Raw genomic sequence first — 23,400 nt, forward strand, 5'->3', positions numbered from 1 at the left:
CCCACCCCCACCCGCCGACCCCCTGACGCCCTTCCAGGGCCACGCTCCTCCCCTGCCCCCCTCAGTCGCCGTAACGCCGCCCGTAGACCGACCGTGGCCGATGGCCCACGGGGCGGCGTTGCGGAGGGACGGGGTCAGAGGGGTGGCGCGGGAGAGGCCGGGCAGCCGGGGCGGCGGGGCGTGGTGGCGGTGGCTTGCCGTGACGGAGGATTCTCAGTCACACCGCTGCGTGCTCGCCGGGGAGACGTCCGTGCGGCCGGCGCTGGCGTCGGGGCCGACCTCCTGGGCCGTCAGGACATAGCCCGTCTCCTTCTCGCTCACCGCCGCCGCGAAGATCACCCCGAACACCTTGCCCTCCACGGTCAGCAGCGGGCCGCCCGAGTTGCCCGGCAGGACCTTGCCCCTGATCGAGTACACCTGGCGGCGGACGTTCGTGCTGCGGTAGATGTCCGGCCCCTCGGCGGGCATCTTCTTGCGGATCCGGGCGGCCTCGGCCGTGAAGCCCTGCCCCTTCGGGTACCCCGCGATGATCGCGCTGTCGCCCGTCTTGGCCTGTCCGTCGAAGGCGAGCCACGGCAGGTTGAGGTTGGGCACGTGCAGCACCGCGATGTCGCGCTGCGGGTTGTAACGCACCACCCGCGCGGGCCGCTTGGCGCCCATGTGGTCGGTGATCTCCAGGTCGCGGGTCACGCCGGCGACGACGTGGGCGTTGGTCATGATCCGGTCCGGCGCGTACACGAAGCCGGTGCCCTCGATGTGCTTGTTGCAGCTCTCGGCGTTGCCCTGCACCTTCACGATCGCCCGCTGCGCCCGCCTGAGCTGGCGCCCCTGCAGCACGCTCTCGGCGGGCGGGTCCACCTCCACCCACTGGTCGCCGCCGATCGCGTCGAAGACCGGCGGGAACTCGGAGTTGTCGATGAACTGCTTGAACGGCTGCTGCCAGTTGCGCGCCGCCTGCGGTATGGCGTCGTCGACCGTGGTCAGCAGCAGGGAGTCCTTGACCTGGGCGACGAGCGGCGTGAACGAGGTCGAGACGACCAGCGAGCCGATCAGCCAGGCGATCACGAGCACGGACAGCGCGCTGGCGAAGGTGCCGCCGACCGCGTCGGCGAGCTTGGCGGGCTCCCAGGTGACGTGCGAGCGGACGACCGCGCCCACCGTCGAGGAGGCGAACTGCCCGATGGTGGCGGTGAGGAAGACGACCACGATGGCGAGCAACGCCTGCTCGGTGGCCCCGTCGACGACGGCCTTGGCGATCGGCGGCCCGATGTACACGCCGAGTACGGCGCCGCCGACGAAGCCGACGAAGCTCATGGCGCCGATGATGAAGCCATGACGGTAGCCCGAGATGCCGAAGGCGATCACGAGGCCGATCAATATGAGGTCAAGCAGATCGCCGCGCACGCTTCAAAGGTAACCAGCAAGCCGGTCAGGTGTGCACGCCTTCGGCCAGGATGCCCGTTAACGGGCCAGCTTCGGCGGGCGCCGCCCGGCGGCCTCCGGCGGCAGGTCGATGTGCCGAGAGCGGTCCCACGGGCGGGCGAAATCACTGACTTCGAGAAGTCCGTCCAGCACGTTCGCCGTGAATCCCCACACGAGCATGCCGCGCACCGAGAAGGCGGGACCGGCGTAGCCGCCCGGGTAGCGCAGGGTCATCCGGTTGCCCGGGTCGACGAGTTCGGCGATCGGCACCCGTTCGACCGACTCGACCTCGTCCGGCGAGGCCGCGTGCACGGCGCAGGGAGTGTGCCACCAGCCCATCACCGGGGTGACCCGGTTGTCGCTGTGGCCGATGTACAACTCGGGCAGGGTGCCCACGACGGTGACGCCGCCGGGGTCGAGGCCGGTCTCCTCCTGGGCCTCGCGCAGGGCCGCGCCGATCGCGCCGCCGTCCTCGGGGTCGACCCCGCCGCCGGGGAAGGCGGGCTGGCCCGCGTGGGTGCGCCCTCGGGAGCTGCGCTGGATGAGCAGGACGTCGGGCCCGTGCGCCCCTTCGCCGAACAGCGTCAGGACCGCGGCGGGACGGCCGCCGGCCGAGGGCGGGTGCATTCCCAGCGGCACCGGAACTCGGGCGGCTCGCCCGGCCAGTCTGTCGAGCCATACGGGTACCTGCGTCACGCATCCTGCAACGCGCCCGGGGGCGCCGTTGCTTCCCGGCAGGCCAGACGCCCTGGAGGGTTACGAGAAAGGACCGGGGCGGACGAGTTTCTGAGCGTTCTCGTGGTCCGTGGGGCCGGCGCCGTACGAGGGGCAGAGGGCGGCGAGGGGGCAGACTCCGCACGCGGGCCTGCGGGCGTGGCAGATGCGGCGGCCGTGCCAGATGAGCCGGTGGGAGAAGACGGTCCACTCGCGTTTGGGGATCAGCTCGCCGACGAAGTGCTCGATCTTCACGGGGTCGCTCTCCTCGGTCCACCCGAAGCGCCGCACCAGGCGCTGGAAGTGGGTGTCCACGGTCAGCCCCGGTACGCCGAAGGCGTTGCCGAGCACCACGTTGGCGGTCTTGCGGCCGACGCCCGGCAGCGTGACCAGGTCCTTGAGCCGCTTCGGCACGACCCCGCCGTACCGCTCGCAGACGGCCTGCGCCATGCCGATGATGCTGTTGGTCTTGGCCCGGAAGAACCCGGTGGAGCGGATGATCGTCTCCACCTCGCCCCGGTCCGCCGCCGCGTAATCCTCCACTGTCGGATATTTCGCGAAAAGGGTTGGAGTAACCATGTTGACCCTTTTGTCCGTACACTGCGCCGAGAGGATCGTGGCGACGAGCAGTTCGAGCGGGGTACCGAAGTCGAGCTCGCAGTGGGCGTCGGGGTAGGTTTCCGCCAGAATGCGATTCATCCGACGTGCACGACGCACGAGGGCGAGTCTTGACTCAGTGGGCATCCCCCTAGCCTATGTGTGCCCCCGGGAGTGGGGTGAGTCACAATGGCAGCAGAGGAGGCAGAGTGAACACCGAAGAAGTGCTGGGCAAGGCCCCCCTGTTCGCCGCGCTCGATCGCGAGAGCGCGGCCGCGCTGCGCACGAGCATCACCGAGGTGCAGTTGTCCAAGGGGCAGACGCTCTTCCACGAGAACGAGACGGGCGACCGCCTCTACGTCGTGCTGGAGGGCAAGATCAAGCTGTCCCGGCAGTCGCCGGACGGCCGCGAGAACCTTCTCAGCGTCCTCGGGCCCAGCGAGATGTTCGGCGAGCTGTCGCTGTTCGACCCGCGACCGCGTACGGCGTCGGCGACCGCGCTCACCGACGTACGGCTGGCCGGGCTCGGCCACGACGACCTGCGCCCCTGGCTGACCGGGCGCCCCGAGGTCGCGCTGCACCTGCTGCGCGCCCTCGCCCAGCGCCTGCGCCGCACCAACGACGTGCTGGCCGACCTGGTCTTCACCGACGTGCCCGGCCGGGTGGCCAAGCAGTTGCTCGACCTCGCCGAGCGGTTCGGCACCAAGTCGGACGACGGCCTGCGGGTCCACCACGACCTGACCCAGGAGGAGCTGGCCCAGCTCGTCGGCGCCTCCCGCGAGACGGTCAACAAGGCCCTGGCCGACTTCGCCCAGCGCGGCTGGCTGCGCATCGAGGCCAAGGCCGTGGTCATCCTGGACGTCGACCGCCTCTACAACCGCTCGCGCTGAGCACTCAGGGACCCTGGTCGGCCAGGTAGTCGAGCTGGGCCCGCACCGAGATCTCGGCGGCGGGCCAGAGCGAGCGATCGACCTCGGCGTAGACGACTTCCACGATCTCGCGCGGCGTCCTCGCCCCCTGGCCTCTGGCGGCGGCGATCTGGTCGAGCCGTTCGCGCCGGTGTGCGATGTAGCCGTCCAGCGCCCCGATCGGGTCGGGCAGGACCGGCCCGTGCCCCGGCAGCAGGGCCCTCGCCTCCAGTTCGGCGGCGGCCGCCCGGAGGCGGTCGAGACTGCGCAGGTAGTCGGTCAGCCCGCCGTCCTGGGCGATCACCGTGGTGCCGCGCCCGAGCACGGTGTCGCCGGTCAGCATCGCCCGGTCCTGCGGCAGCCAGAAGCACAGCGAGTCGTGGGAGTGGCCGGGGGTGCCGTACACCCGCAGCTCGACCCCGCCCGCCGTCACCACGTCGCCGTCCGCGAGCCCCTCGTCGCCGAGCCGGTGGCGCGGATCGAGGGCGCGCACGGGGGCGCCGACCAGTTCGGCGAAGCGCTTGGCCCCTCCGCTGTGGTCGAAGTGCCCGTGGGTGAGCAGGATCTGGCGGACCCGCCGCTCCCCCAGGTGCCCGGCCACCCGCAGGAGGTGGCTCTCGTCGTCGGGACCGGGATCGACCACGATCACCTCCTCGCCGCCGACGATCCAGGTGTTGGTGCCGTCGAGGGTCATGACGCCCGGGTTGGGCGCGAGCAGGCTCTCCGCGTGGTCCGTACGGGAGCCGTCCGGGCTGCCGATCGGGATGTGCAGGCCGCTCATGAGGTCACCAGGCGCAGTTCGCCCTCGACCTCGACCGCTCTCGGCAGGATCGCGGTGATCTCCCGCCGGGCCGCGAGCACCGCCTCGACGGAGTCGTAGGCGGACAGTTCGCGCAGCGTGTGGTACGTCGGCGGCATCAGCGTGATCGCTCCCGCCCTGGCCAGTTCGACCGCCTCACCGGGACGTTTCCAGGCCACGTGGTCGGCCTCGCCGCCGACGTCCCTGGTGCGCTGCCCGTGCGGGAGGGCGGCCACGAAGAAGCGGGTGTCGAAGCGCCGGTGCTCGACCTCGGGAGTGATCCAGTGCGCCCACGCCCTGAGCAGGTCGGAGCGCAGCACCAGGCCGCGCCGGTCGAGGAAGTCGGTGAAGGACAGGCTCCGGTCGATCAGCGCGAGCCGGTCGGACTCCCAGTCGGCGCCCGTGGTGTCGGTGACGACCGTCGCGGAGTCCGGGCCGGCCAGCAGCACCCCGGACTCCTCGAAGGTCTCCCGTACGGCGGCGCACACCAGACCCCGCGCGGTGCGCTCGTCGGCGTTGAAGACCTCGCCCCAGGCGGCGGGCGAGGGACCGGCCCAGGCGAGCGCCTGGTCGGTGTCACGCGGATCGACCGAGCCGCCGGGGAAGACGTAGGCGCCCGCGGCGAAGGCCATCGTCGTCCTGCGCCGCAGGAGATAGACCTCCGGCCCGTCGCGCAGGACCACCACCGTGGCGGAGTCCCGCGCGGGGACCGGCTCGACGAGCCCCGCCTCGATGTCACGGGCGCGCCCGACCAGATCCTGAGGAAGTGGAATACCAGTCACATGACCTCCTTCCAGCACAACACTGGGTCATGGTGACAGATTTCACTACTCAGGAGATTTCTGCGATCAGCTCCACTTCGACCGAGGCGTTCAACGGCAGCGCGGCCACACCGACGGCGCTGCGCGCGTGCACGCCCTTGTCGCCGAAGACCTCGCGCAGCAGCTCGCTGGCGCCGTTGCCGACGGACGGCTGGCCGGTGAAACCGGGGTCGCTGGCCACGAAGACCACGACCTTGACGATCCGCACGACCTTGGACAGGTCGCCGACCTGCGTCTTCAGCGCGGCGATGGCGTTGAGCGCGCAGATGCGGGCGTGGCCCTGCGCCTCCTCCGGCGTGACGTCCGCCCCGACCTTGCCCGCGCCGACCAGTTCGCCCTCGACCATGGGCACCTGGCCCGAGGTGTAGACGAGGTTCCCGGTGCGTACGGCGGGGACGTAGGCGGCCAGCGGGGGCACCACCTCGGGCAGGCTCAGCCCGAGGTCGGCCAGCCGGGCCTCCGGCGTCACTGCTTCTCCCGCTTGAAGTAGGCGACGAGGTTCTCGGCGTTCGGGCCGGGAACGATCTGGACCAGTTCCCAGCCGTCGGCGCCGAAGTTGTCGAGGATCATCTTGGTGTTGTGGATCAGCAGCGGGGCGGTGAGGTACTCCCATTTCTTCATGGCGCTCAGCGTAGTGTGATGTACCTCAATCCCCGGGCATGAGGTTTCACCAAGTAGACGCCAGGTAGCCTTCCAAATGTGGACTCTCGGGACACAGATTGGGACGGCGTGCGGCTGCACGTCGTGACCGGAAAGGGCGGCACCGGCAAGACGACGGTGGCCGCCGCTCTTGCGCTGGCTCTCGCGGCCGGCGGACGCAAGGTTCTTCTGGTCGAGGTCGAGGGCAGGCAGGGCATAGCGCAGATCTTCGATCGGCCGCCGCTGCCCTACGAGGAGCGCAGGATCGCGGTCGCGCCGGACGGCGGCGACGTCTACGCTCTGGCCGTCGATCCCGAAGAGGCCATGCTCGAATACATGGAGATGTTCTACGGCATGCGCACGGCCGGCCGGGCGCTGACCAAGATGGGCATCGTCGACTTCGCCACGACGGTCGCACCCGGCTTTCGCGACGTGCTCGTCACGGGCAAGACCACGGAGGCGGTCCGTAGGAAGGGCAAGAACGGCAGGCGCGTGTACGACGCGGTCGTGCTCGACGCCCCGCCGACCGGGCGCGTCGCCCGCTTCCTCAACGTCACCAAGGAGGTGGCCGGGCTCGCCAGGGTGGGGCCGATCAAGAACCACTCCGACCTGGTCAGCGGGGTGTTGAAGTCGCCGGAGACGGCTGTGCACTTCGTCACGCTCCTGGAGGAGATGCCGGTGCAGGAGACACTGGACGGGATCGCCGAATTGCGCGCCGCCGGACTCCCCCAGGGTGGGATATTTCTCAATATGGTGCGCGAATCCCTGCTCCCCCAAGCCGTCCTTGACACGGCTGTCAAGGGCGGATTCGACGTGGCCGAGCTGACCCTCGGACTCAAGGCGGCCGGCCTCGCCGACGGCGACGACGCGACGAAGATCGCCGAAGCGCTCGCCGAAGAGGTCGTCGAGCACGCCCGCCGTACCGCGATCGAGCGCGGCGAACGCGCCTCGCTCGCCGAGGCGGCGGTCCCGCAGTACGAACTTCCCCTGCTGGCCGACGGCGTCGACCTGGCCGGGCTGTACGAACTCGCCGCCAGCATCCGCACCCAGGGGGTGGCGTGAAGAAGTCCCCCCTCCTCGACGTCGACGCCATCCTGGACGACCGGGGCACCCGCATCATCGTCTGCTGCGGCGCCGGCGGCGTCGGCAAGACCACCACCGCCGCCGCCCTGGGCCTGCGGGCCGCAGAGCGCGGCCGGCACGCGGTCGTGCTCACCGTCGATCCCGCGCGCAGGCTGGCCCAGTCGATGGGACTCACCGAACTCGACAACACCCCCCGCCTGGTGCACCAGGTGGGCGAGGGCCAGTTGTTCGCGATGATGCTCGACATGAAGCGGACCTTCGACGAGATCATCGAGGCCCACGCCGACCCGCAGCGGGCCCGCCAGATCCTGTCGAACCCCTTCTACCAGTCGCTGTCGTCGAGCTTCTCCGGGACGCAGGAGTACATGGCGATGGAGAAGCTCGGCCAGCTCAGGCGCTCGGACGAGTGGGACCTGATCATCGTCGACACCCCGCCCTCACGATCGGCGCTCGACTTCCTCGACGCCCCGGAACGGCTCGGCCGCTTCCTCGACGGACGCTTCATCAGACTGCTCACCGCGCCCGCCAAGGCCGGGGGGCGCAGCGCGTTCCGGCTGTTCAACGCCGGGTTCGGGCTGGTCGCGGGCGCGATGACGAAGCTGCTCGGCGCCCAGGTGCTGAAGGATCTGCAGACGTTCGTGTCCGCGCTCGACGCCGTCTTCGGCGGTTTCAGGCAGCGGGCGGAGGCGACGTACCGGCTGCTGCAGGCGCCGGGGACGGCCTTCGTGGTGGTGGCGGCGCCGGAGCGCGACGCCATGCGCGAAGCCTCGTACTTCGTCGAAAGGCTGGCGGAGGAGCGCATGCCCCTGGCCGGGCTGGTGGTCAACCGGGTGCACAAGTCGGCGGCGTCCACACTGTCGGCGGCGCGCAGCGCGGCGGCGGCGGAAGACCTGGACGCCAGGGGCGAGCACGAGCTGACCGCCGCCGTGTTGCGGCTTCACACCGGGCGGATGCAGCTCGCGGCCCGCGAACACCGGGAGCAGGAGCACTTCGTCTCCGCCCACCCCACGGTGCCTGTCGTCCAGGTCCGCGCCATGACCGAGGATGTCCACGATCTGGCGGGGCTGCGCCGGATCGGGGAGTCACTCGCTGGTGCCTGAAGTATGAGAGCGCGGCCAGATCAACCGGCCGCGCTCTCACGCGGTCGGATCAGCCGGCGACCAGCTCATTGGTTCGTTCGTACTCTTCCTTGGCGGACTCGAGCAGGTCTCGCCACGAGTCCACATCGGGCCGCCGCCGGAGCAGCGCCCTTCGTTCCCGTTCCGTCATCCCGCCCCACACCCCGAACTCGATGCGATTGTCGAGCGCATCCGCGAGACATTCGGTACGGACCGGGCATCCTCGGCAGATCAACTTAGCCCTGTTCTGGGCGGCTCCCTGGACGAACAGCGCGTCCGGGTCCGCACCTCGACAGGCGGCACGGGAGGTCCAATCCGTGATCCACATTTTCGACCCCACTCCCCATGTAGGTGGTTAGTCGTCAGTTGGGGCCGACGGGCGCGGGCGCCGAGCCTCCGTATTCAGTTGCCGCAGAGGAGAACGTATGCAACGAGACCTTCGGGCCGACAGACCCCAGAGGACCAATTTCTCGCCCGACTGTTGACCGGGAATGACTAGTCACCCCTTCCAGTCAAGGTGAAATGGGGTTCGGTTACCTATAACGTCACTCTTTCGACGTACTCTTGGTGTCGTGCAAGCTCAGGGCAAAGACAGATCATCACCGTTCACGAACGTCGTCCGGCTGATCGCCGCGGGCGCGGCCGCGGGCGTGCTGACCGCTGCCGTAGCTCTGCCCGCCGTCGGCGGGGCCGGTGTCACGGCCAAATCGGCCATGGAGGACCTCAACCTCAAACCGGAAGAGCTCGACGAGCCGCCCCTGCCCGAGCTCACCAAGCTCCTCGACGCCAAGGGCAAGGAGATCGCTCAGTTCTACTTCGAGAACAGGAAGGTGGTCACCCTCGACAAGGTCGCGCCGGTCATGCAGACGGCGCTGCTCGCCATCGAGGACAACCGCTTCTACGAGCACGGGCCCATCGACATCGAGGGCACCATCCGCGCCCTGGTCACCAACATCACCAGCGGCGGGGTGACCCAGGGCGGGTCGTCGATCACCCAGCAGTACGTGAAGCAGGTGCTGTTCAACGCCGCGGAGACCCCCGCCGAACGGGCCGCCGCCATCGCGCCCACGGTCTCGCGCAAGCTCAACGAGCTCAGGTACGCCATGGCGTTCGAGAAGAAGTACTCCAAGAACGAGATCTTGGAGAAGTACTTCAACATCGCCTACTTCGGTGCAGGAGCTTACGGCATCGAGGCCGCCTCGCAGCGCTTCTTCGACAAACACGCGAGCGAGCTCAACCTCGCGGAGGCCGCGACGCTGGCCGGTGCCGTGCAGAACCCGAACAGGACCGACCCCAACCTCGGCAAGGAGTCCAGGGCCCTGCTCTTGGAGCGCCGCAACCTGGTGCTCGACACCATGGTCAAGCTCGGCAAGATCCAGCAGCCCGAGGCCGACGCCGCCAAGGCCAAGAAGCTCGGCTTCAAGGACGTCAAGTTCCCCGGCGGCTGTGAGTCGAGCAAGTACCCCTACTTCTGCCTGTACGTCCAGCACGAGATCCTCAACAACAAGGAGTTCGGCAAAACCGCGGCGGAGCGCAAGAAGTTCCTCCAGCGCGGCGGACTCCAGATCAAGACCACGATCGACCCCAAGATGCAGGCCGCATCCGAGAAGGCGATCAAGAAGTGGGTCTTCGCCAAGGACAAGCCCGTCGCCGCGCAGGCCATGGTCGTGCCCGGCACCGGCGAGATCAGGGCCATGGCGGCCAGCCGCAAGTTCGGCAACAACAAGAAGAAGAACGAGATGAGCTACAACGTCGTCGCCGACGCGGAACACGGCGGCGGCGAGGGCTTCCAGCAGGGGTCGACGGCCAAGCCGTACACGCTGGCGGCGGCGCTCGAAGAGGGCATGAAGCTCAACGACGGCTTCCCCTCCCCCGCCGGGTACAACGCGCCCAGCAGCTCCTCCTTCCGCGACTGTGAGGGCAACCGGGTCGGCGAGCCCAGCCACACCGTCAACAACTCCAGTGAGGGCGGCGGCGGCTTCCAGACTCTCAGGTCCGGCACCCTGGGCTCGGTCAACACCTTCTTCATGAAGCTCGAAGAGCGGGTCGGCCTCTGCAAGACGGTCAAGCTCGCCAAGCGGATCGGGCTCAAGCGCGCGGACGGCGCCGCGCTGCGCGAGGTCGAGACCTTCACCCTCGGCGTCAACGAGACCGACCCGGTCACCGTGGCCAACACCTACGCCACGTTCGGCGCCCGGGGCAGGTACTGCAAGCCGCTGGCGATCACCTCCATCACCGACCGCAACGGCAAGACCCAGCAGTTCAAGCCGAAGTGCGACCAGGTCATGGAGGAGGAGGTCGCCGACGCTGTCACCAGCATCATGTCCGGCGTCTTCACCAAGGGCACCATGTCGGGCGTCGGCGGCATCGGCCGCGACGCCGCCGGCAAGACCGGCACCACCGACGGCTACACCGCCGCCTGGTTCGCCGGCTACACGCCCGACCTGGCCTCCGCCGTCAGCATCGGCGACCCGCGCGGTGCCTTCAGCCACCGGCTCATGGGGGTCAACATCGGCGGGCGCGGCTACCCGTACGTGTACGGCGCGTCCATCTCCGGGCCGATCTGGAAGGACTCCATGATCGGCGCGCTCAAGGGGTCGTCGCCGGTCAGCTTCAGCTCGGTCGACAGTTCCCGCTTCGGCGGGTGCACCTCCAGTTGCGCTCCCAAGCCGGCCAAGAACGACCGCGAGGACGGCGACGGGCCGGAGCCGGACGGCGCCGCCGACCCGTTCGACATGTTCAACATGGACGACGGCGACCTGGGCGGGCCCATCACACCGGCCAACTGATCCACGTGCCCGTCGCGGCGGGCACCGGAGTGCGGCGAGGGGCGGCCTTGGAGGCCCCTCGCCGTCGGCGGTGGGGGGCGGGGTGTGGGCCTTGCCGTGATTGATGTGATGTAAGTCACCCTTCTCCGCGCGAACTCGCGCGGAGCCTGCGGGCGAAAGCCGGTGAGAGCGCGCGCAGAGACGGGAGCCCGACGTGACCACCGAAGAGTGCACCGACGCAGCGGTGATCCTGCGTTCGCGCAGCGATCCGGAGTGCTTCGCGCTGCTCTTCGACCGGCACGCGCCCGCCCTGCGGCGCTACGTGGCCCGGCGGCTCGGGCCCTCTCTCGCCGACGACGTCGTCGCCGACGCCTTTCTGGTGGCCTTCCGGCGCCGCGCCCGCTATGACCCCGCGCACCCCGACGCCAGACCCTGGCTGTACGGCATCGCCGCGCGGCTGGTGGGGCGGCATCGGCGGGCCGAGGTCCGCTTCTACCAGGCGCTGGCCAGGACCGGGGTGGACGAGGTCGTCGCGTCCTGCTCCGATCGGGTGGACGAGCAGGTGACGGCGACGCAGGTGGGACTGGCCGCCGCCTTAGCCGATATTTCGCCCGGCGACCGAGAAGTCCTCTTATTGATTGCTTGGGCGGACATGTCGTATGACGAGGTCGCCCGCGCGCTCGGCATCCCCATCGGGACCGTCCGATCCCGGCTGCACCGGGCCAGAACCCGGACCCGCCTTGCCCTCCGAGAGGAGCCCATCGATGGATGACCTGCGCCCCCTCCGCGAGTTTCGGTCCGAGACACCCGAACCCGGACCCGACTGGCTCAGGACCGAACGCCGCCGCTTCCTCGCCGGAACCCGCCGCCGACGCCCGTACACTCTGCTCGCCACCGCTGCCGCCGCCGTGGCTGCGGCGGTGATCGTCCCTCTCGCGATGCCCGCCGAACCGGCCCCGACCGACACCGCCGCGCCCGCCACCGCCGCCACGGCCACGCCGCCTCTCCGGCTCGACTCGGAGGTGGTACTGGCCCGCGCCGCCACCGTCGCCGAGCGGCGGACCTCGACCTCGAAGCCGAGACCGACGCAGTGGCACTACACCAAGACCCTCGACAAGCAGGCATACACCTCCGAGGTCGAAACCAGGGAGGGCTGGATCCGCTACGACGGCAAGCAGACAGCCTGGAATGACGACGGCAAGCTGACCGTGCAGGACGTCCCGCCCGATCCCGGCGACGACGACCTGTCACCCCAGCAGTACGACGCCAAACTCCGCGCGCTGCCCACCGACCCCGAGAAGCTGCTCGCCAAGGTCGTCGGCGACCGGCACTGGATCGATCTGCCCCGCGAGGACACTCTCAAGAACACCGAGTCCGCGAACGACCGCGCCTTCCGGGTGCTCACCCTCTATCTGAGCAGGTACGGCACCATGCCGCCACGGCTGGAGGCCGCGATGTTCCGGGCGCTGGCCCGGGTTCCGGGCGTCCGGATCGAGCAGGGCGTCGCCGACGCCGCCGGACGCAGCGGCCTCGGCGTCTGGCTCGACACCGGCGACGACACTGTCCGGCGGTACGTCGTGCTCGACCCGACCGACTACCGGTACCTGGGGCATCGGATGCTCTGGCTCAAGGACGAGTACCTCGGCGGTGACCTCGTCGGACGTGCCGGCGAGGTGTGGACCACCGCGCTCACGGTGTCGGCGATCGTCGACCGCCCCGGCCAGCGCCCATAAGCACAGCCCCCACAACCACCGACGCCGCACCCGGGACGGGCACCCGAGTGCGGCCTGACCCGGCCATCCTCACGGACCGCCCGGACTCCCAGCCCTTTCGTCCGGACAGGCCCCTCGGCCCGGCGCTGTCCCCGCCCAGCGGGCTCTCACCCGGACCCGCCCGCCCTGGACGCGGCGCCTCACCCGGCGAACGATTTCGCCCGGCGCTGTCCCCGCCCAGCGGGCCTTCCCCTCGGATCCGCCCGCCTTGGACGCGGCGTCTCACCCGACCGCGCCGTCCAAAACAGCGTGCGTCGTTCAGACCGGACGGGGGCGCCTCACCCGGCCGCGCCGTCCAGCGGGCCCTCACCTGGATCCGCACCGCAGCCCGGCGAGCCCCGCACAGACTTCGCCCGGCGTTCCAGCCCGGGGCAGCGTCAGCCCGACAGGCGGGCGCGGACCGCCGCGGCCACCCGGCCGCCCTCGGCGCGGCCCGCCACCTTCGGGTTGAGGACCTTCATGACCTGGCCCATCGCCTTCGGATCGGTGGCTCCGACCTCGGCGACCGCCTCCTCGACCAGCGCGCCGAGCTCCTCGTCGGACAGCTGCGCCGGAAGGTACTCCTCCAGCACCGCCTGCTCGTCCAGCTCCGCCTGCGCCTGCGCGGCACGCCCGGCGTTGCCGAACGCCTCGGCCGCTTCTCGCCGCTTCTTGGCCTCCTTCGTGAGGACCTTGACGATCTCGTCGTCGGACAGCGTCCTGGCCTCCTTGCCCGCGACCTCTTCGACGTTCACGGCGGCCAAAGCCATCCGAATCGTGCGGAGACGAACCTCGTCCCGGCTCTTCAGCGCGACCGTCAGATCGGCCTGCAGCTTGTCCTTCAAAGCGCTCATGCGCACCATCTTGCCGTCTCGGCGGCATCCGCCGTACCAGATGTCGGGCATCATGAGAAGGTGAGGAAAGCCGCCGCCATCCCCTTGTCCCTGCTTGGTCTCGGCATGGCCGGACTGGGCTACGCCTCGGTCGTCGAGCGCAACTGGTTCCGGCTGCGCCGTTTCGACGTCCCCGTCCTGGAGCGCGGGCAACGCCCTGTGCGCATCCTCCACCTGTCCGACCTCCACCTCACCCCCGGCCGCACCCGGCTGATCAACTGGGTGCGCTCCCTCGGGTCCCTCGAACCCGACCTCGTGGTCAACACCGGCGACTCGATCGCCCACCCCGACGCCGTCCCCCCGCTGCTGCACGCCCTCGAACCGCTGCTGTCACGGCCAGGGCTGTTCGTGTACGGTTCCAACGACCTGTACGCCCCGGTCTTCAAGAACCCGGCCCGCTACCTGTGGCGCACCTCCCGCAACGAACGCCGCCAGCACGTCCCCACGCTGCCGTGGCGCGAGCTCGGCGCCGGGATGTCCGCCTCCGGCTGGCACGACATGAACAACACCACCGCGCGCCTCAAGGTCGGCGATCTCGACGTGGCCGTCGCGGGCATCCACGACTCCCACATCTCCCGCGACCGCTACGACCTCGTCGCCGGACCCGCCCCCGCCGACGCCGACCTCCGCCTCGGTGTCATGCACTCGCCCGAACCGCGCAACATGACCCGGTTCGCCGCCGACGGATACCAACTCCTCCTCGCCGGACACACGCACGGTGGGCAACTCTGCATCCCGTTCTACGGGGCCCTGGTCACCAACTGCGGAATCGACCGCGCTCGCGTCAAGGGACTCAGCAGGCACGACGCCTCCTGGCTGCACGTCTCGGCCGGACTCGGCACCTCGCCGTACGCACCTGTCCGCTTCGCCTGCTACCCGGAGGCCACGCTCCTCACCCTGGTGGCCCGGAGATAAAGGCGGTCACAAGCGGTCGGGAAGTCCGCTAGACTTTCCGAAGCACACGCAAGGCGATGTGCGCCGGGGTGTAGCGCAGTTTGGCAGCGCGCTTCGTTCGGGACGAAGAGGCCGGAGGTTCAAATCCTCTCACCCCGACCCAGAAACACGAGGTCAAGGGCCTGATCGCTGGAGACAGCGATCAGGCCCTTGATCGTTCGTTAGCAGGGCGTTAGTGGTTTGAACCCGATCACGTAGCTGTTAGCAACCTCAGGCGGCCCCAAGAATCACCCGACCCCGCGCCCAAGTGAACGCGGAGCTCAGGTGCCGGAGAGCCAGGGCTAGAACTAACGAGCGCCACAGGGAAGATCGCGACTCTCGGTTCCTTGGCCCAGGCAGCAGAGCTTGTTACTGCTCCTCAGAAGAGGCCCTCAACGGGACGTGCAGGGTCTGAGGTGTGCGGGCGCGGTCGTCTGGAACCCGGGAATGCATCGGTGTCACCACCGACAACCACCCCTTCCAAGGGGTTCACTCTGACTCTGAGAAGCGGTCGCAGTCGCGCCCTGTCCACGAACGGGGCTGGAGCAACCAGAAGCTCACCCTGAGCGTCCCAGGCCAGCCATAGCCCATGGGGTGCCGCTTCCTAAGCTGCCTGGGCGAGAAGAGGCTGACGCGCGTCGATACAGGGGTTGGAAGATCTCCATCCAGCCCGGATGCGCGATCTGTCAGTGTGCAGATGATCAACCGGGTGTGACCGCCTCAACCGGGGCGGCGCTCACGGGGGCGTGTCCACACTTACAGGGATGGACACACCCCTGAGCTCAGTTCGTTCCCTCGCTCGGATCCACCCCGAGAACCTTCATGAGGTCGGCCGTACAGACGCGGTAGAGATCGCCGATGCGGATGATGCGAACAGGGAACTCTCCATCACGGGCAAGCTGATACGCCTTGGAACCTCTAGTCCGCGGCTGCCACCGACCCTTCACGGTCGGTGAGGATCTCAACGAGGACATGCGCCGCGCCGCTCACCGCTTGCTCGGCGCCAGCTGTCATCCAGGCCAGCCAGCACAGCACCTCCCGCGTGCAGGGCCAGGTGGGGGTGAGCAGCCAGCAGCGGGTAGAGCTGGAGTCGGGCCAGATGCGGCCATCGGCGGGCGGCCGCGCTGCACGCGCACGGCTGCCAGCTCCACGTCGTCGACCCCGACCCGCTGGCGCTCATCGCCGCCGAAGCCGGGCACGCCACCTACCCAACCGCCGCCCACGCCCTGCGCGCCGTACGGCCGCTCATCGTCGTCGGCTACCTCACTGTCCCGTCCTACGGAGTCCAGGTCTGGCTGAACGCAGGTGAGCTGAACAAACCAGGCGGAGCCGGTTGACACGGAAGCGGGTCGAGTGCGGTGTGCCGATCGGGTCGGCAGGAGGCGAACAGTCCGGCAGCCTCGGATTCCAAGACGGTCAGATGCCGTCACAGCGGTGACCAGCCCCGATCGAAGCCTGCCTCTGCCTGGTACGCCTCGGCGAACGCCGCCGCATCGCCGTCGAGCAGATGCGGGGTCTGGCAGGGCCGGCCGATTCGGTCGGCGATCTCCCCGACTCGCCGCATGACTTCGCCCTGGCACTGCAGCACAGTGGAACCGTAGACGGGCGCGACCCGCTCGACGGCCTGACCACCCGGGACCGCCTCGGCCCTCCACCCGGCCTCGGCGCGCGTGTGGAACGCCTGGATCTCAGCGACACGCACTGGGACGCCACAGGGATCCGGCACCCGCTCCCGGTGAGCCTCACAGACACCGCGCCTTGATTCGCTTCGCCTTGCCCACCCCCACCTCACTAAGTGATCATGAGATCGTCGCCGACCGAAGCTGTTCGGTCCCTGTCCTACGGGCGGTGCTCGCCGGGATGGCCGTCCGGCGCTTTGCACGCCTCGTCGTCCACGCCCCTCGGATCCGCGCCGGGAAAGCTGTACGGGCAGGGAGGCAGCGAGACCACCTCGCGGTCGCGGCCGCTCCAGCGCAGCCACACCGGCCGCCCGGTGCCCTGAACCTCCTGCAGGATCGAGGCGTGCGCGCCGTCATGCCCCGGCTCCAGGACGCAGGCGTAGGGATCGTCGCGCTGAAAGCAGCCCGCCCCTATCGCCAGCGGGATCCACTCGGCGTCGGTGACCACGTTGAAGTGCGGGCATTCCTGCGCACTGACCGGCATCCGCAGGCCGACGGTCATCGCGCCGGCCAGCCAGGTCGCCGACACCGCCCGATACAGCGACCGGTTGACCAACGCGACGTCGTCGTCGCTCAGGTCGGCCCCGGCGAGCCGGTCGGCCAGTAGTTCCACATGGGTGGCGAACCCCTCGCAGGCGCCGGCCAGTGCGAGCACCGCACCGACGTCCTCGGCGAAGGCGTCGGATAGATCCTGATCTGCCATGACCGTCACGCTACGCCGGGACCTGATCGTCCGCACGGCGAACACTCCAACGCCGATCCTTGCTCGATTACGGCGCACGACCGTGAGAAAGCCCGACGCTGTCGGCGCCACGCTCCCTGACCGCCCGGATGCCGAACCAACCATCTGCGCCAGCAGCCGATACCGATGACATCGCCGCGCCGCCAGGTGACGGCCGGGTCGCCGGTGGCGCTCTGCGGCCGGCCCGGCGCGCCGACATCTGCTGTCGCGCAGCCGACCGTTCACGGCGGAAGTCCGTGGATTCTGTCCGGTCAGCGGGCTGGCCCATCGCATCGGCCACGAGCTCGTCGTGGACGCGCGTACCATCCACGACTCTTGGCAGAGGCGAGCTCTGAGCCGTCCTCGTGCAGTCGGCTTGCACTCTCGGCGGATCGCCGACGCGAAACGAAAGCAATGCGACGATAACCACGAGCCATTGCGGCGGGAGGTTTCTTCATCACCGGCCTCTCACGCCAGGACCTGTTTGGGATCATCGTCCCCGTCAGCGAAGATCTCGACGCGAAAGAGGTGCCATGGCCGACCCCCTGCGCCCAGCCGATCCAACCCGCATCGGCTCCTACCGGCTGCACGCGAGACTCGGCGGAGGAGGGATGGGCCAGGTGTTCCTCGGCCGCTCCCCGGGCGGACGCCTGGTGGCGGTCAAGGTAATCCGGGCCGAACTGGCCGACAACACCGACTTCCGGCGCCGCTTCGCCGCCGAGGTGGACGCGGCCCGCAAGGTCGGCGGCTTCTACACCGCCCAGGTCGTGGACGCCGACACCGACGCCGACCGGCCATGGCTGGCCACCGCCTACATCCCCGGCCCCACCTTGTACCAAGCCGTCGAAGAGCACGGGCCGCTCCCGCTGGAGTCGGCTGCGGTGCTCGGCGCCGGGCTGGCCGAGGGACTCGCCGCCGTACACGCCCGAGGGATGGTGCACCGCGACCTCAAACCCGCCAACGTCCTGCTCGCCGAGGACGGTCCCCGTCTGATCGACTTCGGGATCGCCCGCGCCCTGGACGCCACCAGCCACACCCAGACCTCCACCGTGCTGGGCACCGCCGCGTTCATGTCCCCCGAACAGGCCATGGCCCAGGAGGTCGGGCCGCCCTCGGACGTGTTCTCACTCGGCTGCGTCCTCGCCTTCGCCGGCACCGGCCGCAGCCCCTTCGGAACAGGGTCCGCCCACGAGGTCGTCTACCGCGTCGTGCACACCGAACCCGACCTGCACGCAGTGCCCGCGCCGCTGGCCGCCCTGGTGGCCGCCTGCCTGGCCAAGGACCCCGCCGCCCGGCCCGGTCTCCAGCATGTGCTGACCGCCCTTACCACGCTCGCCGCGTCCGGCCGGGAATCGTGGCTGCCGGAAGCGCTCACGCAGGCCATCGCCGTACACCGGACCACGGCACTGACCGCCCTGCACGATCCGGCCGCCACCGCCGGCGGCCTCCAGCAGGCGCCGCCACCGCCAGGCCGCACAGGTCAGCAGCACCCATCCCAGTCGTTACTGGTCAACGAACGCCGCCGGCACCGCGGCCGCGCAGCGCAGCCCCCCTCCACCGGCTACCAGATCGCCGTCTACATACTGCTCGCCCTCTTCACCCTGGTGTCGGTGGCCACGGTGATCCACCAGTTCGACGTCCTCGACGACGCCGGCCGGTACTACGACGAAGCGACCTTCGAGGACATGCGCGATCTCGACGAGAGGGTCGCCGCCGTCCTGTGGGTGGCTCAGATCGTCTCCGGCCTGGGGCTGGCGGTCTTGTGGCTGATCTGGTTCCATCGGGCCCGCGTCGTCGCGGAACGTCTCGCGCCCGGCCGGCTACGGTACCCGTCCTCCATGGCCGTGTACGGCTGGCTCATCCCGATCGGCAACCTGTGGCTGCCCAAGCAGATCGCCGACGACGTATGGCACGCCTCCAGCCCGCCCCGACTCCACGGCGCGACGGCCCCGGCACGGCTCTCGCACATCTGGTGGGCCCTGTGGTTGCTGGCTCTGCCGACTCTGCCTCTGCTCGCCGTCGAGTGGACCGACCTCCTCAAGATCGGCAGCGTGAACCGGGAGACCGGCGAGTTCCTGAAGTACGAGTTCAGGGTGAGAACCTGGCCCAGTCTGGCCGCGCACATCCTGGTCGTGCCGACGGCGATCGCCACCGCCCTGTTCGTGCGGCGACTGGGCGCCATGCAAGCCGCCAGGGTCGACAGCTGACCTCCGAGCACCTCGCGCGCCCGGGCCGGGTCGTACGACCGCAGGTCAGACCGGCCGGGCGACGCTGGCGATCAGCACCGACCGCAGACGTCGGCACACAGCGCCCACTGGCCTGCACACGTCCCTGACCAGCGTCTGGCCGGGGACGAACACCGCACGTGGTGCCAGAGCACGTCCGCACATGCGATTCTTTGGGCCCGCCGCTCGGGTAGATGTCATCGGAGCAAATGCAGCTCTCCGTAATCAATGTATGGGGTGTTTGGCGCAGTTCAGCGCCTTTTGCGGCGGGCGGCCGGGTCGGCTTCGGTGGTGAGGCGAGCGGAGGTCTCCTCGCCGAGGTGGATGTAGCGGCCGAGGCCGGCCAAGTGCTGGTGGCGGGACTTGACCTGGAGCTCGGGCGCGCTTCGGCCGGCCTCGGCCAGGTGCTGCAGGGCGCAGTAGCGCAGGTGGTGGAGCGTCCGCCCCTTCTGGTGCGGGTCGAGCATGACGCTGGCCTGCTTGAACAGGGATTCGGCGCGCGGGTAGGACTGGCGGCACCGTCCTGTGGCCGGTCAACGACGGGATGTTCCACGACGGTGGAGTACTACGGACCAGCGACCACGCCTACCTCAACCTGCACCGCCCAGGGGTCGCCCGTGCGCTGCTGGACGAAGCTCTGGAGCGCGGCCACGACTTCGCGGCTGCCGAGACCGTCGAAATCGACGGGTGGGAACTCGTCGACGGCGCGGGGACGCCTGCGCCCACCCGGTCAGCCTGCACCGCAGGATGATCGAAACCCCTGACCGTCCAGACCTGCGGCGAAGGTAGCCGCCGCTCCTCTGGAAGACCTCAACACTCCAGGTCAGACACTCCCTGAGGACGAGCTGCACGTAAAGAGTGAATGTGCACATGTAGAAGCCGGCAAGGGTGGCAAGTCATGTCCGCGCTTCAGCTCCAATCCGCTTCGAGAGGCGCCCCCGCACTGGGCCAGCGACCGCCGCCGCTGGCACGTCGTCACACCCACCGGCGACGTCGCCGGGACGGTGGGCAAGGCCGATTGGCACCACCAGGCGTGGGACGCCACCGCTGGCGACCCGGCCAAGCGGCCCACCACCCCTATCGAGCCGATCGGGGATGAGCCCGACCGGAGCAGCGCCGACGGGTACTGGCGCACCCGGAACGCCGCCGCGCCAGCGGTCGTGCGCTGGCACGGCCCGGACCTCGACACGACCGTGCGTCAGTAAGCGACCGACAGCTTCCATCCTCGGCTTGCCGCCGTCCTGGGCGGGATTCACGATTCCGCTTGCCATGTATCGCGCGGTGGGACACATCTCCCCACGCGTCCTATTTGCCGGTTGGGCCACGCCCGGGAGGAGGACGTCAAGTGGACCGAGGCCTACCCGTAGGCGAGCCGGTGCACGACGATCGCGGCCGACGCCGCCGGGGACGTGTCCGTTATTGGACACATCCGGGGGGTGGCTCGGGGTGAGGGAGCGGGTAGGACCCACCCTCTCCGAGGAGGTACGTATGCTCGCCTGGGTCAAGCGGCTCGCCGTCATCCCGCTTCTGGTGATCGTCGGCACGTCCCTGCCCGCGTCTCCCGCACAGGCTCTCAACAGCTTCACCTGCACCAGCGGCTCTCGCCTCTACATGGGCGACATGGTCGGTTACGTCATCATTGCCAGCGGCTGCGCGCCCGGAGGGCCCGGAATCACCATCCCGGAAGGCACGTTCACCTGTGTGTACGTGAACTACGTACCCGAGTTCGGCTACGTCAACGGCCGAGGCTGCTGACCCTTCCGCTGATACGGGGTCGTGGTCATATCTCGCGTTGAGCGGTAGATCAGCGGGGTTCGCCCCGAGTGGTCCAGCCGTGTTTGGTGATGACCTTGGCCAGGGCATGGCGGAGTTGGTTCAGGGCACGTCGAGGCTGTCGACCGTCGGGCCTCGCCCCGGAAGCGGCGTGGGGGTGCTGTCGCGCAGACCGTCGAGGACGATGGCGAGAGAGCGTTCGGGGTCGCCCACCCCGTCGGGCAGGTTGGGCAGCGGGCGCAGCACCCGGGCCAGGAGTAGGGCGAAGTCGCCGCTGGTGACGTCGGGACGTACGGCGCCCTCGGCCTGGGCGCGGCTCCACATCCGATCCAGGGCCTGCATCAGCGAACGGCGCAGCCGGACGTTCTCCGGGTCGGTGCGCAGGGCGCGCGACCACCCGCACGGCAGGCTCCCTCATGGAGCGACTGCTCATCGCCTACCGCCTCTGGGATGAACGGTCGGTAACGCTGATCGCCCGCACGCTTACCGTCGCCACCCCGGACGGCACCCGCGTCGAGCGCCGTGTGCTCAGCGACCGCGTCGCGTTCGCTGCCGCCCTCGCCGACGACATCGGGGTCCCCCTGTCCGAGTTCGGCCCCGAAGACATCGACACGTTGTGGCGCCGCACGACCCACCAGCACGCCGAACGACAGGCCCGCCAGGAGGCGTGATGCGCCACGGCCATCCGAGGTCGCCGCGCCGCACGGGCCGGATCACGGCGGCAAGACCGACCTGCGGAACCGGCGGCGCGGGACGGACGCCAGCCTGCTCACAGCGCCGGCCGAAGGCGATCGAGGTGTTGCGACGACCAATTGAATCCGCCTCATCCGATCCAACAATCGAGACGGCAGAAGCTGGAAGACCAAGGGCGCCCGCACCGTACAGGCCGCTTGCTGGTCACTGCCACCAACTACACCATCGCCCTTCAAGACCCTTGTGACCTGTTGGTGAGCACAGCTGTCTCATTCGGTGAGCTCTGAGAGCGCCGGCCACACCTCCACGGCCGCGAAGGCGCCGGGGAAGGAGTGGACCAGGCGGCCCTCCGGAGTGAAAGTCATGGTGCTCACCGGTATCCACCCCGGCCCCGGTTCCGGTCCCATCACTGCGAGCGGTTGCCCGCCTGGGTCCAGGAGGTATACGCGTCCGCCGTAATCGACGGCCACGGTCCCGTCCACCGGATTCAACGCCGCCACGCAGGTGTGCACCATGTCCTTTCCCGGGATCATGTGCACCCTGTCGTGTGGGGGTATCGTCTTCCAGTTCGTCAGGGGACGTCGGCCGTCGAGTCCGCCCACGTACAGTTGACCGTCGGCCGCCAGCACGCGATCGCGTACCGAGTCCGCCAGGACGGTCCGGATCCAGACCCCGTTGTCACTCGCGGGCGAGCTCAAGGCCGGAACTCGGGGGTCGGCGGCCCGCAGCGTCCGGACCGGTACGCCGGTCCGCAGGTCCCAGAGCAGGATCGAACGATCCCAGCTCATCGTGATCACATGGCGCTCGTCATGGGTCACCGCGACCCACATCACCTCTTCTGTGCCCGGCAGCGTGAATGTGCAGGATGCCTGGCGCAGATCCCAGACCCTCGTGCCGTCCCGGGCCGCCGTGACCACGATTCGACCCGCCGCCGACACCGCCAGGATCGGGTGGCTGTGCCCGGGCAACTCCATGGTTACCGTCCAGGTGGCCACGTCCCAGATCCGGATGCCGTACTCGCCGAAGGCGTGCATGCTCGTGGCCATCAGTCGACCATCCGGGGTCACCGATAGCGCGGAGACCCCCAGCGAGCCCGACTCCACTCGGACCACTTCACCGGTGGACAGCGAGACGGTGAACAACCGGCCGTAGGAGTCGACGACCACACAGGTGTCCCCGTCAGGAAGGACCGCTCGCGCCTCGGGGATGTGTGCCCGCTCGATCCTTATCTTGCGAATCGGTGTCAGAACTTCGATCAACGGCTTGCTCCGGGGTTGGTGACAACGCGCCGACCGCAGCGAACCGGGCCTCGAAGCGATCCGGAGATCAAGTCCCGCCAACCATAGCGGTCAAGATCGACAGCTGGCTCGGTCTTGTTGCCGAACAGGCTTCGCCGGCGACGCCTCACGTTCGCCCGGTCTCCGGAACCTGGCCATCCACTCTCGTGAAAACGAACCATATCGTCCGAAAATCATAAATGTGACCCCGATCACACTCTGATCGCCGATCAGAACAAACTTGCCGGAAATTCAGTCACACAGCTAAGAAGTTATTCCGCATTTGAACACCACGTGCATGATGGAGGAGCCGCATAGGGGCGGACCGCCTTGCCGAGTTTGCGGCACGTGGGAACCCGGTGTCTGCTACTGCTGATTCTCGCCTGAGCGAAGGGTGGACCTTACTGGAATCGACATCTCCACCCGGGCTGTCCGGTGCCCTCGCGTTGACATACCTGGGAGGCCGCGCCTGGATGCCGACCAGCGTACGACGGCTCCGTAGGGTTCGGATACCCGCTGTGATCACCAGCCGTGACCCTGAGTCGGGGCGCGCTCCGAATTCCCGCGAGCTCTGGTTTCCCCGCCC

At 69.2% G+C, this 23,400-nt stretch carries 26 protein-coding genes and 1 tRNA gene; 13 read left to right on the top strand and 14 right to left on the bottom strand.

What is annotated here, in order from left to right:
* Positions 1 to 213: 213 nt before the first annotated feature.
* From ABD120_RS19775 to nth, 3 genes are read right to left on the bottom strand one after another with little or no spacing between them, the layout of a single operon-like run.
* Complete coding sequence (locus ABD120_RS19775; protein ID WP_343951417.1) at positions 214 to 1,404, bottom strand: MarP family serine protease; 1,191 nt, start codon at positions 1,402 to 1,404, stop codon at positions 214 to 216.
* Between the two features lie 57 nt (positions 1,405 to 1,461).
* Positions 1,462 to 2,118, bottom strand: coding sequence for an NUDIX hydrolase (locus ABD120_RS19780; protein WP_343951418.1), 657 nt, complete (start codon positions 2,116 to 2,118; stop codon positions 1,462 to 1,464).
* Positions 2,119 to 2,178: 60 nt separating this feature from the next.
* Positions 2,179 to 2,880 carry an endonuclease III gene (gene nth, locus ABD120_RS19785; RefSeq protein WP_425564007.1) on the bottom strand — a complete coding sequence of 234 codons (702 nt, stop codon included), beginning with the start codon at positions 2,878 to 2,880 and terminating at the stop codon, positions 2,179 to 2,181.
* An 11-nt stretch (positions 2,881 to 2,891) separates the two neighbouring features.
* On the opposite strand from nth, the gene ABD120_RS19790 reads away from it, so the two are divergent.
* Complete coding sequence (locus tag ABD120_RS19790) at positions 2,892 to 3,623, top strand: Crp/Fnr family transcriptional regulator (protein WP_343951420.1); 732 nt, start codon at positions 2,892 to 2,894, stop codon at positions 3,621 to 3,623.
* 4 nt (positions 3,624 to 3,627) lie between these two features.
* Here the strand turns inward: ABD120_RS19790 and ABD120_RS19795 are convergent, their stop codons facing one another.
* From ABD120_RS19795 to sp36, 4 genes are read right to left on the bottom strand one after another with little or no spacing between them, the layout of a single operon-like run.
* Entirely contained in the window at positions 3,628 to 4,422 is a 795-nt protein-coding gene (locus tag ABD120_RS19795) for an MBL fold metallo-hydrolase (RefSeq protein WP_343951421.1), read from the bottom strand.
* The gene (locus ABD120_RS19800; RefSeq protein WP_343951638.1) at positions 4,419 to 5,213 is read right to left on the bottom strand and encodes an NUDIX hydrolase; all 795 of its coding nucleotides are present in this window, start codon (positions 5,211 to 5,213) and stop codon (positions 4,419 to 4,421) included. Before ABD120_RS19800 ends, ABD120_RS19795 begins: the two co-directional genes overlap by 4 nt.
* Before the next feature lie 58 nt (positions 5,214 to 5,271).
* A complete protein-coding gene (locus tag ABD120_RS19805) occupies positions 5,272 to 5,730 on the bottom strand; it encodes a RidA family protein (RefSeq protein ID WP_343951422.1) in 459 nt (152 codons plus the stop codon).
* A complete protein-coding gene (sp36, locus tag ABD120_RS19810) occupies positions 5,727 to 5,882 on the bottom strand; it encodes a Sp36 family protein (protein WP_343951423.1) in 156 nt (51 codons plus the stop codon). Before sp36 ends, ABD120_RS19805 begins: the two co-directional genes overlap by 4 nt.
* A gap of 78 nt (positions 5,883 to 5,960) precedes the next feature.
* Here sp36 and bagA point away from each other — a divergent pair, with 78 nt between their 5' ends.
* Together bagA and bagB are read left to right on the top strand one after the other, a co-directional pair.
* On the top strand, positions 5,961 to 6,962 hold the full coding sequence (gene bagA / locus ABD120_RS19815) for an ATPase BagA (protein ID WP_343951424.1): 1,002 nt from the start codon (positions 5,961 to 5,963) through the stop codon (positions 6,960 to 6,962).
* On the top strand, positions 6,959 to 8,083 hold the full coding sequence (gene bagB, locus ABD120_RS19820; RefSeq protein WP_343951425.1) for an ATPase BagB: 1,125 nt from the start codon (positions 6,959 to 6,961) through the stop codon (positions 8,081 to 8,083). Before bagA ends, bagB begins: the two co-directional genes overlap by 4 nt.
* A gap of 49 nt (positions 8,084 to 8,132) precedes the next feature.
* On the opposite strand, the gene ABD120_RS19825 is transcribed toward bagB, so the two are convergent.
* Positions 8,133 to 8,429, bottom strand: coding sequence for a WhiB family transcriptional regulator (locus ABD120_RS19825; protein ID WP_343951426.1), 297 nt, complete (start codon positions 8,427 to 8,429; stop codon positions 8,133 to 8,135).
* 244 nt (positions 8,430 to 8,673) lie between these two features.
* Between ABD120_RS19825 and ABD120_RS19830 the strand changes: the two genes are divergently transcribed.
* From ABD120_RS19830 to ABD120_RS19840, 3 genes are all read left to right on the top strand, one after another.
* On the top strand, positions 8,674 to 10,890 hold the full coding sequence (locus ABD120_RS19830) for a transglycosylase domain-containing protein (protein ID WP_343951427.1): 2,217 nt from the start codon (positions 8,674 to 8,676) through the stop codon (positions 10,888 to 10,890).
* Between the two features lie 193 nt (positions 10,891 to 11,083).
* Entirely contained in the window at positions 11,084 to 11,641 is a 558-nt protein-coding gene (locus tag ABD120_RS19835; RefSeq protein WP_343951428.1) for an RNA polymerase sigma factor, read from the top strand.
* Entirely contained in the window at positions 11,634 to 12,602 is a 969-nt protein-coding gene (locus ABD120_RS19840; protein ID WP_343951429.1) for a CU044_5270 family protein, read from the top strand. Before ABD120_RS19835 ends, ABD120_RS19840 begins: the two co-directional genes overlap by 8 nt.
* 416 nt (positions 12,603 to 13,018) lie before the next feature.
* Here ABD120_RS19840 and ABD120_RS19845 read toward each other — a convergent pair whose 3' ends face one another.
* Positions 13,019 to 13,474 (bottom strand): GatB/YqeY domain-containing protein, encoded by a 456-nt coding sequence (locus tag ABD120_RS19845; protein ID WP_343951430.1) that lies wholly within the window; start codon positions 13,472 to 13,474, stop codon positions 13,019 to 13,021.
* A gap of 105 nt (positions 13,475 to 13,579) precedes the next feature.
* Between ABD120_RS19845 and ABD120_RS19850 the strand changes: the two genes are divergently transcribed.
* Both ABD120_RS19850 and ABD120_RS19855 read left to right on the top strand, forming a co-directional pair.
* Complete coding sequence (locus tag ABD120_RS19850; RefSeq protein WP_425564013.1) at positions 13,580 to 14,428, top strand: metallophosphoesterase; 849 nt, start codon at positions 13,580 to 13,582, stop codon at positions 14,426 to 14,428.
* Between the two features lie 64 nt (positions 14,429 to 14,492).
* Positions 14,493 to 14,566, top strand: a tRNA-Pro gene (locus ABD120_RS19855).
* Between the two features lie 1,306 nt (positions 14,567 to 15,872).
* Here the strand turns inward: ABD120_RS19855 and ABD120_RS19860 are convergent.
* Both ABD120_RS19860 and ABD120_RS19865 read right to left on the bottom strand, forming a co-directional pair.
* Positions 15,873 to 16,148: a hypothetical protein gene (locus ABD120_RS19860; protein WP_343951432.1), complete on the bottom strand. Its 276-nt coding sequence runs from the start codon at positions 16,146 to 16,148 to the stop codon at positions 15,873 to 15,875.
* 137 nt (positions 16,149 to 16,285) lie between these two features.
* A complete protein-coding gene (locus ABD120_RS19865) occupies positions 16,286 to 16,828 on the bottom strand; it encodes a hypothetical protein (RefSeq protein ID WP_343951433.1) in 543 nt (180 codons plus the stop codon).
* 551 nt (positions 16,829 to 17,379) lie between these two features.
* Here ABD120_RS19865 and ABD120_RS19870 point away from each other — a divergent pair.
* Positions 17,380 to 19,053 carry a protein kinase domain-containing protein gene (locus ABD120_RS19870; protein WP_343951434.1) on the top strand — a complete coding sequence of 558 codons (1,674 nt, stop codon included), beginning with the start codon at positions 17,380 to 17,382 and terminating at the stop codon, positions 19,051 to 19,053.
* A 269-nt stretch (positions 19,054 to 19,322) separates the two neighbouring features.
* On the opposite strand, the gene ABD120_RS19875 is transcribed toward ABD120_RS19870, so the two are convergent.
* Positions 19,323 to 19,538 carry a hypothetical protein gene (locus ABD120_RS19875; protein ID WP_343951435.1) on the bottom strand — a complete coding sequence of 72 codons (216 nt, stop codon included), beginning with the start codon at positions 19,536 to 19,538 and terminating at the stop codon, positions 19,323 to 19,325.
* 77 nt (positions 19,539 to 19,615) lie between these two features.
* Here ABD120_RS19875 and ABD120_RS19880 point away from each other — a divergent pair, with 77 nt between their 5' ends.
* The 3 genes from ABD120_RS19880 (at position 19,616) to ABD120_RS19890 (ending at position 20,826) form a co-directional block, all read left to right on the top strand.
* Positions 19,616 to 19,822, top strand: coding sequence for a hypothetical protein (locus ABD120_RS19880; protein WP_343951436.1), 207 nt, complete (start codon positions 19,616 to 19,618; stop codon positions 19,820 to 19,822).
* Positions 19,823 to 20,075: 253 nt separating this feature from the next.
* On the top strand, positions 20,076 to 20,276 hold the full coding sequence (locus ABD120_RS19885; protein WP_343951437.1) for a hypothetical protein: 201 nt from the start codon (positions 20,076 to 20,078) through the stop codon (positions 20,274 to 20,276).
* A gap of 283 nt (positions 20,277 to 20,559) precedes the next feature.
* Positions 20,560 to 20,826 carry a hypothetical protein gene (locus tag ABD120_RS19890; RefSeq protein ID WP_343951438.1) on the top strand — a complete coding sequence of 89 codons (267 nt, stop codon included), beginning with the start codon at positions 20,560 to 20,562 and terminating at the stop codon, positions 20,824 to 20,826.
* A 120-nt stretch (positions 20,827 to 20,946) separates the two neighbouring features.
* Here the strand turns inward: ABD120_RS19890 and ABD120_RS19895 are convergent, their stop codons facing one another.
* On the bottom strand, positions 20,947 to 21,252 hold the full coding sequence (locus ABD120_RS19895; RefSeq protein WP_343951639.1) for an SbtR family transcriptional regulator: 306 nt from the start codon (positions 21,250 to 21,252) through the stop codon (positions 20,947 to 20,949).
* A gap of 8 nt (positions 21,253 to 21,260) precedes the next feature.
* Between ABD120_RS19895 and ABD120_RS19900 the strand changes: the two genes are divergently transcribed.
* The gene (locus ABD120_RS19900; RefSeq protein ID WP_343951439.1) at positions 21,261 to 21,515 is read left to right on the top strand and encodes a hypothetical protein; all 255 of its coding nucleotides are present in this window, start codon (positions 21,261 to 21,263) and stop codon (positions 21,513 to 21,515) included.
* 291 nt (positions 21,516 to 21,806) lie between these two features.
* On the opposite strand, the gene ABD120_RS19905 is transcribed toward ABD120_RS19900, so the two are convergent.
* Complete coding sequence (locus ABD120_RS19905; protein ID WP_343951440.1) at positions 21,807 to 22,703, bottom strand: WD40 repeat domain-containing protein; 897 nt, start codon at positions 22,701 to 22,703, stop codon at positions 21,807 to 21,809.
* Positions 22,704 to 23,400 lie beyond the last annotated feature (697 nt).

Origin of the sequence: Nonomuraea longicatena (assembly GCF_039525605.1) — a bacterium.
Taxonomy (GTDB): Bacteria; Actinomycetota; Actinomycetes; order Streptosporangiales; family Streptosporangiaceae; genus Nonomuraea; species Nonomuraea longicatena.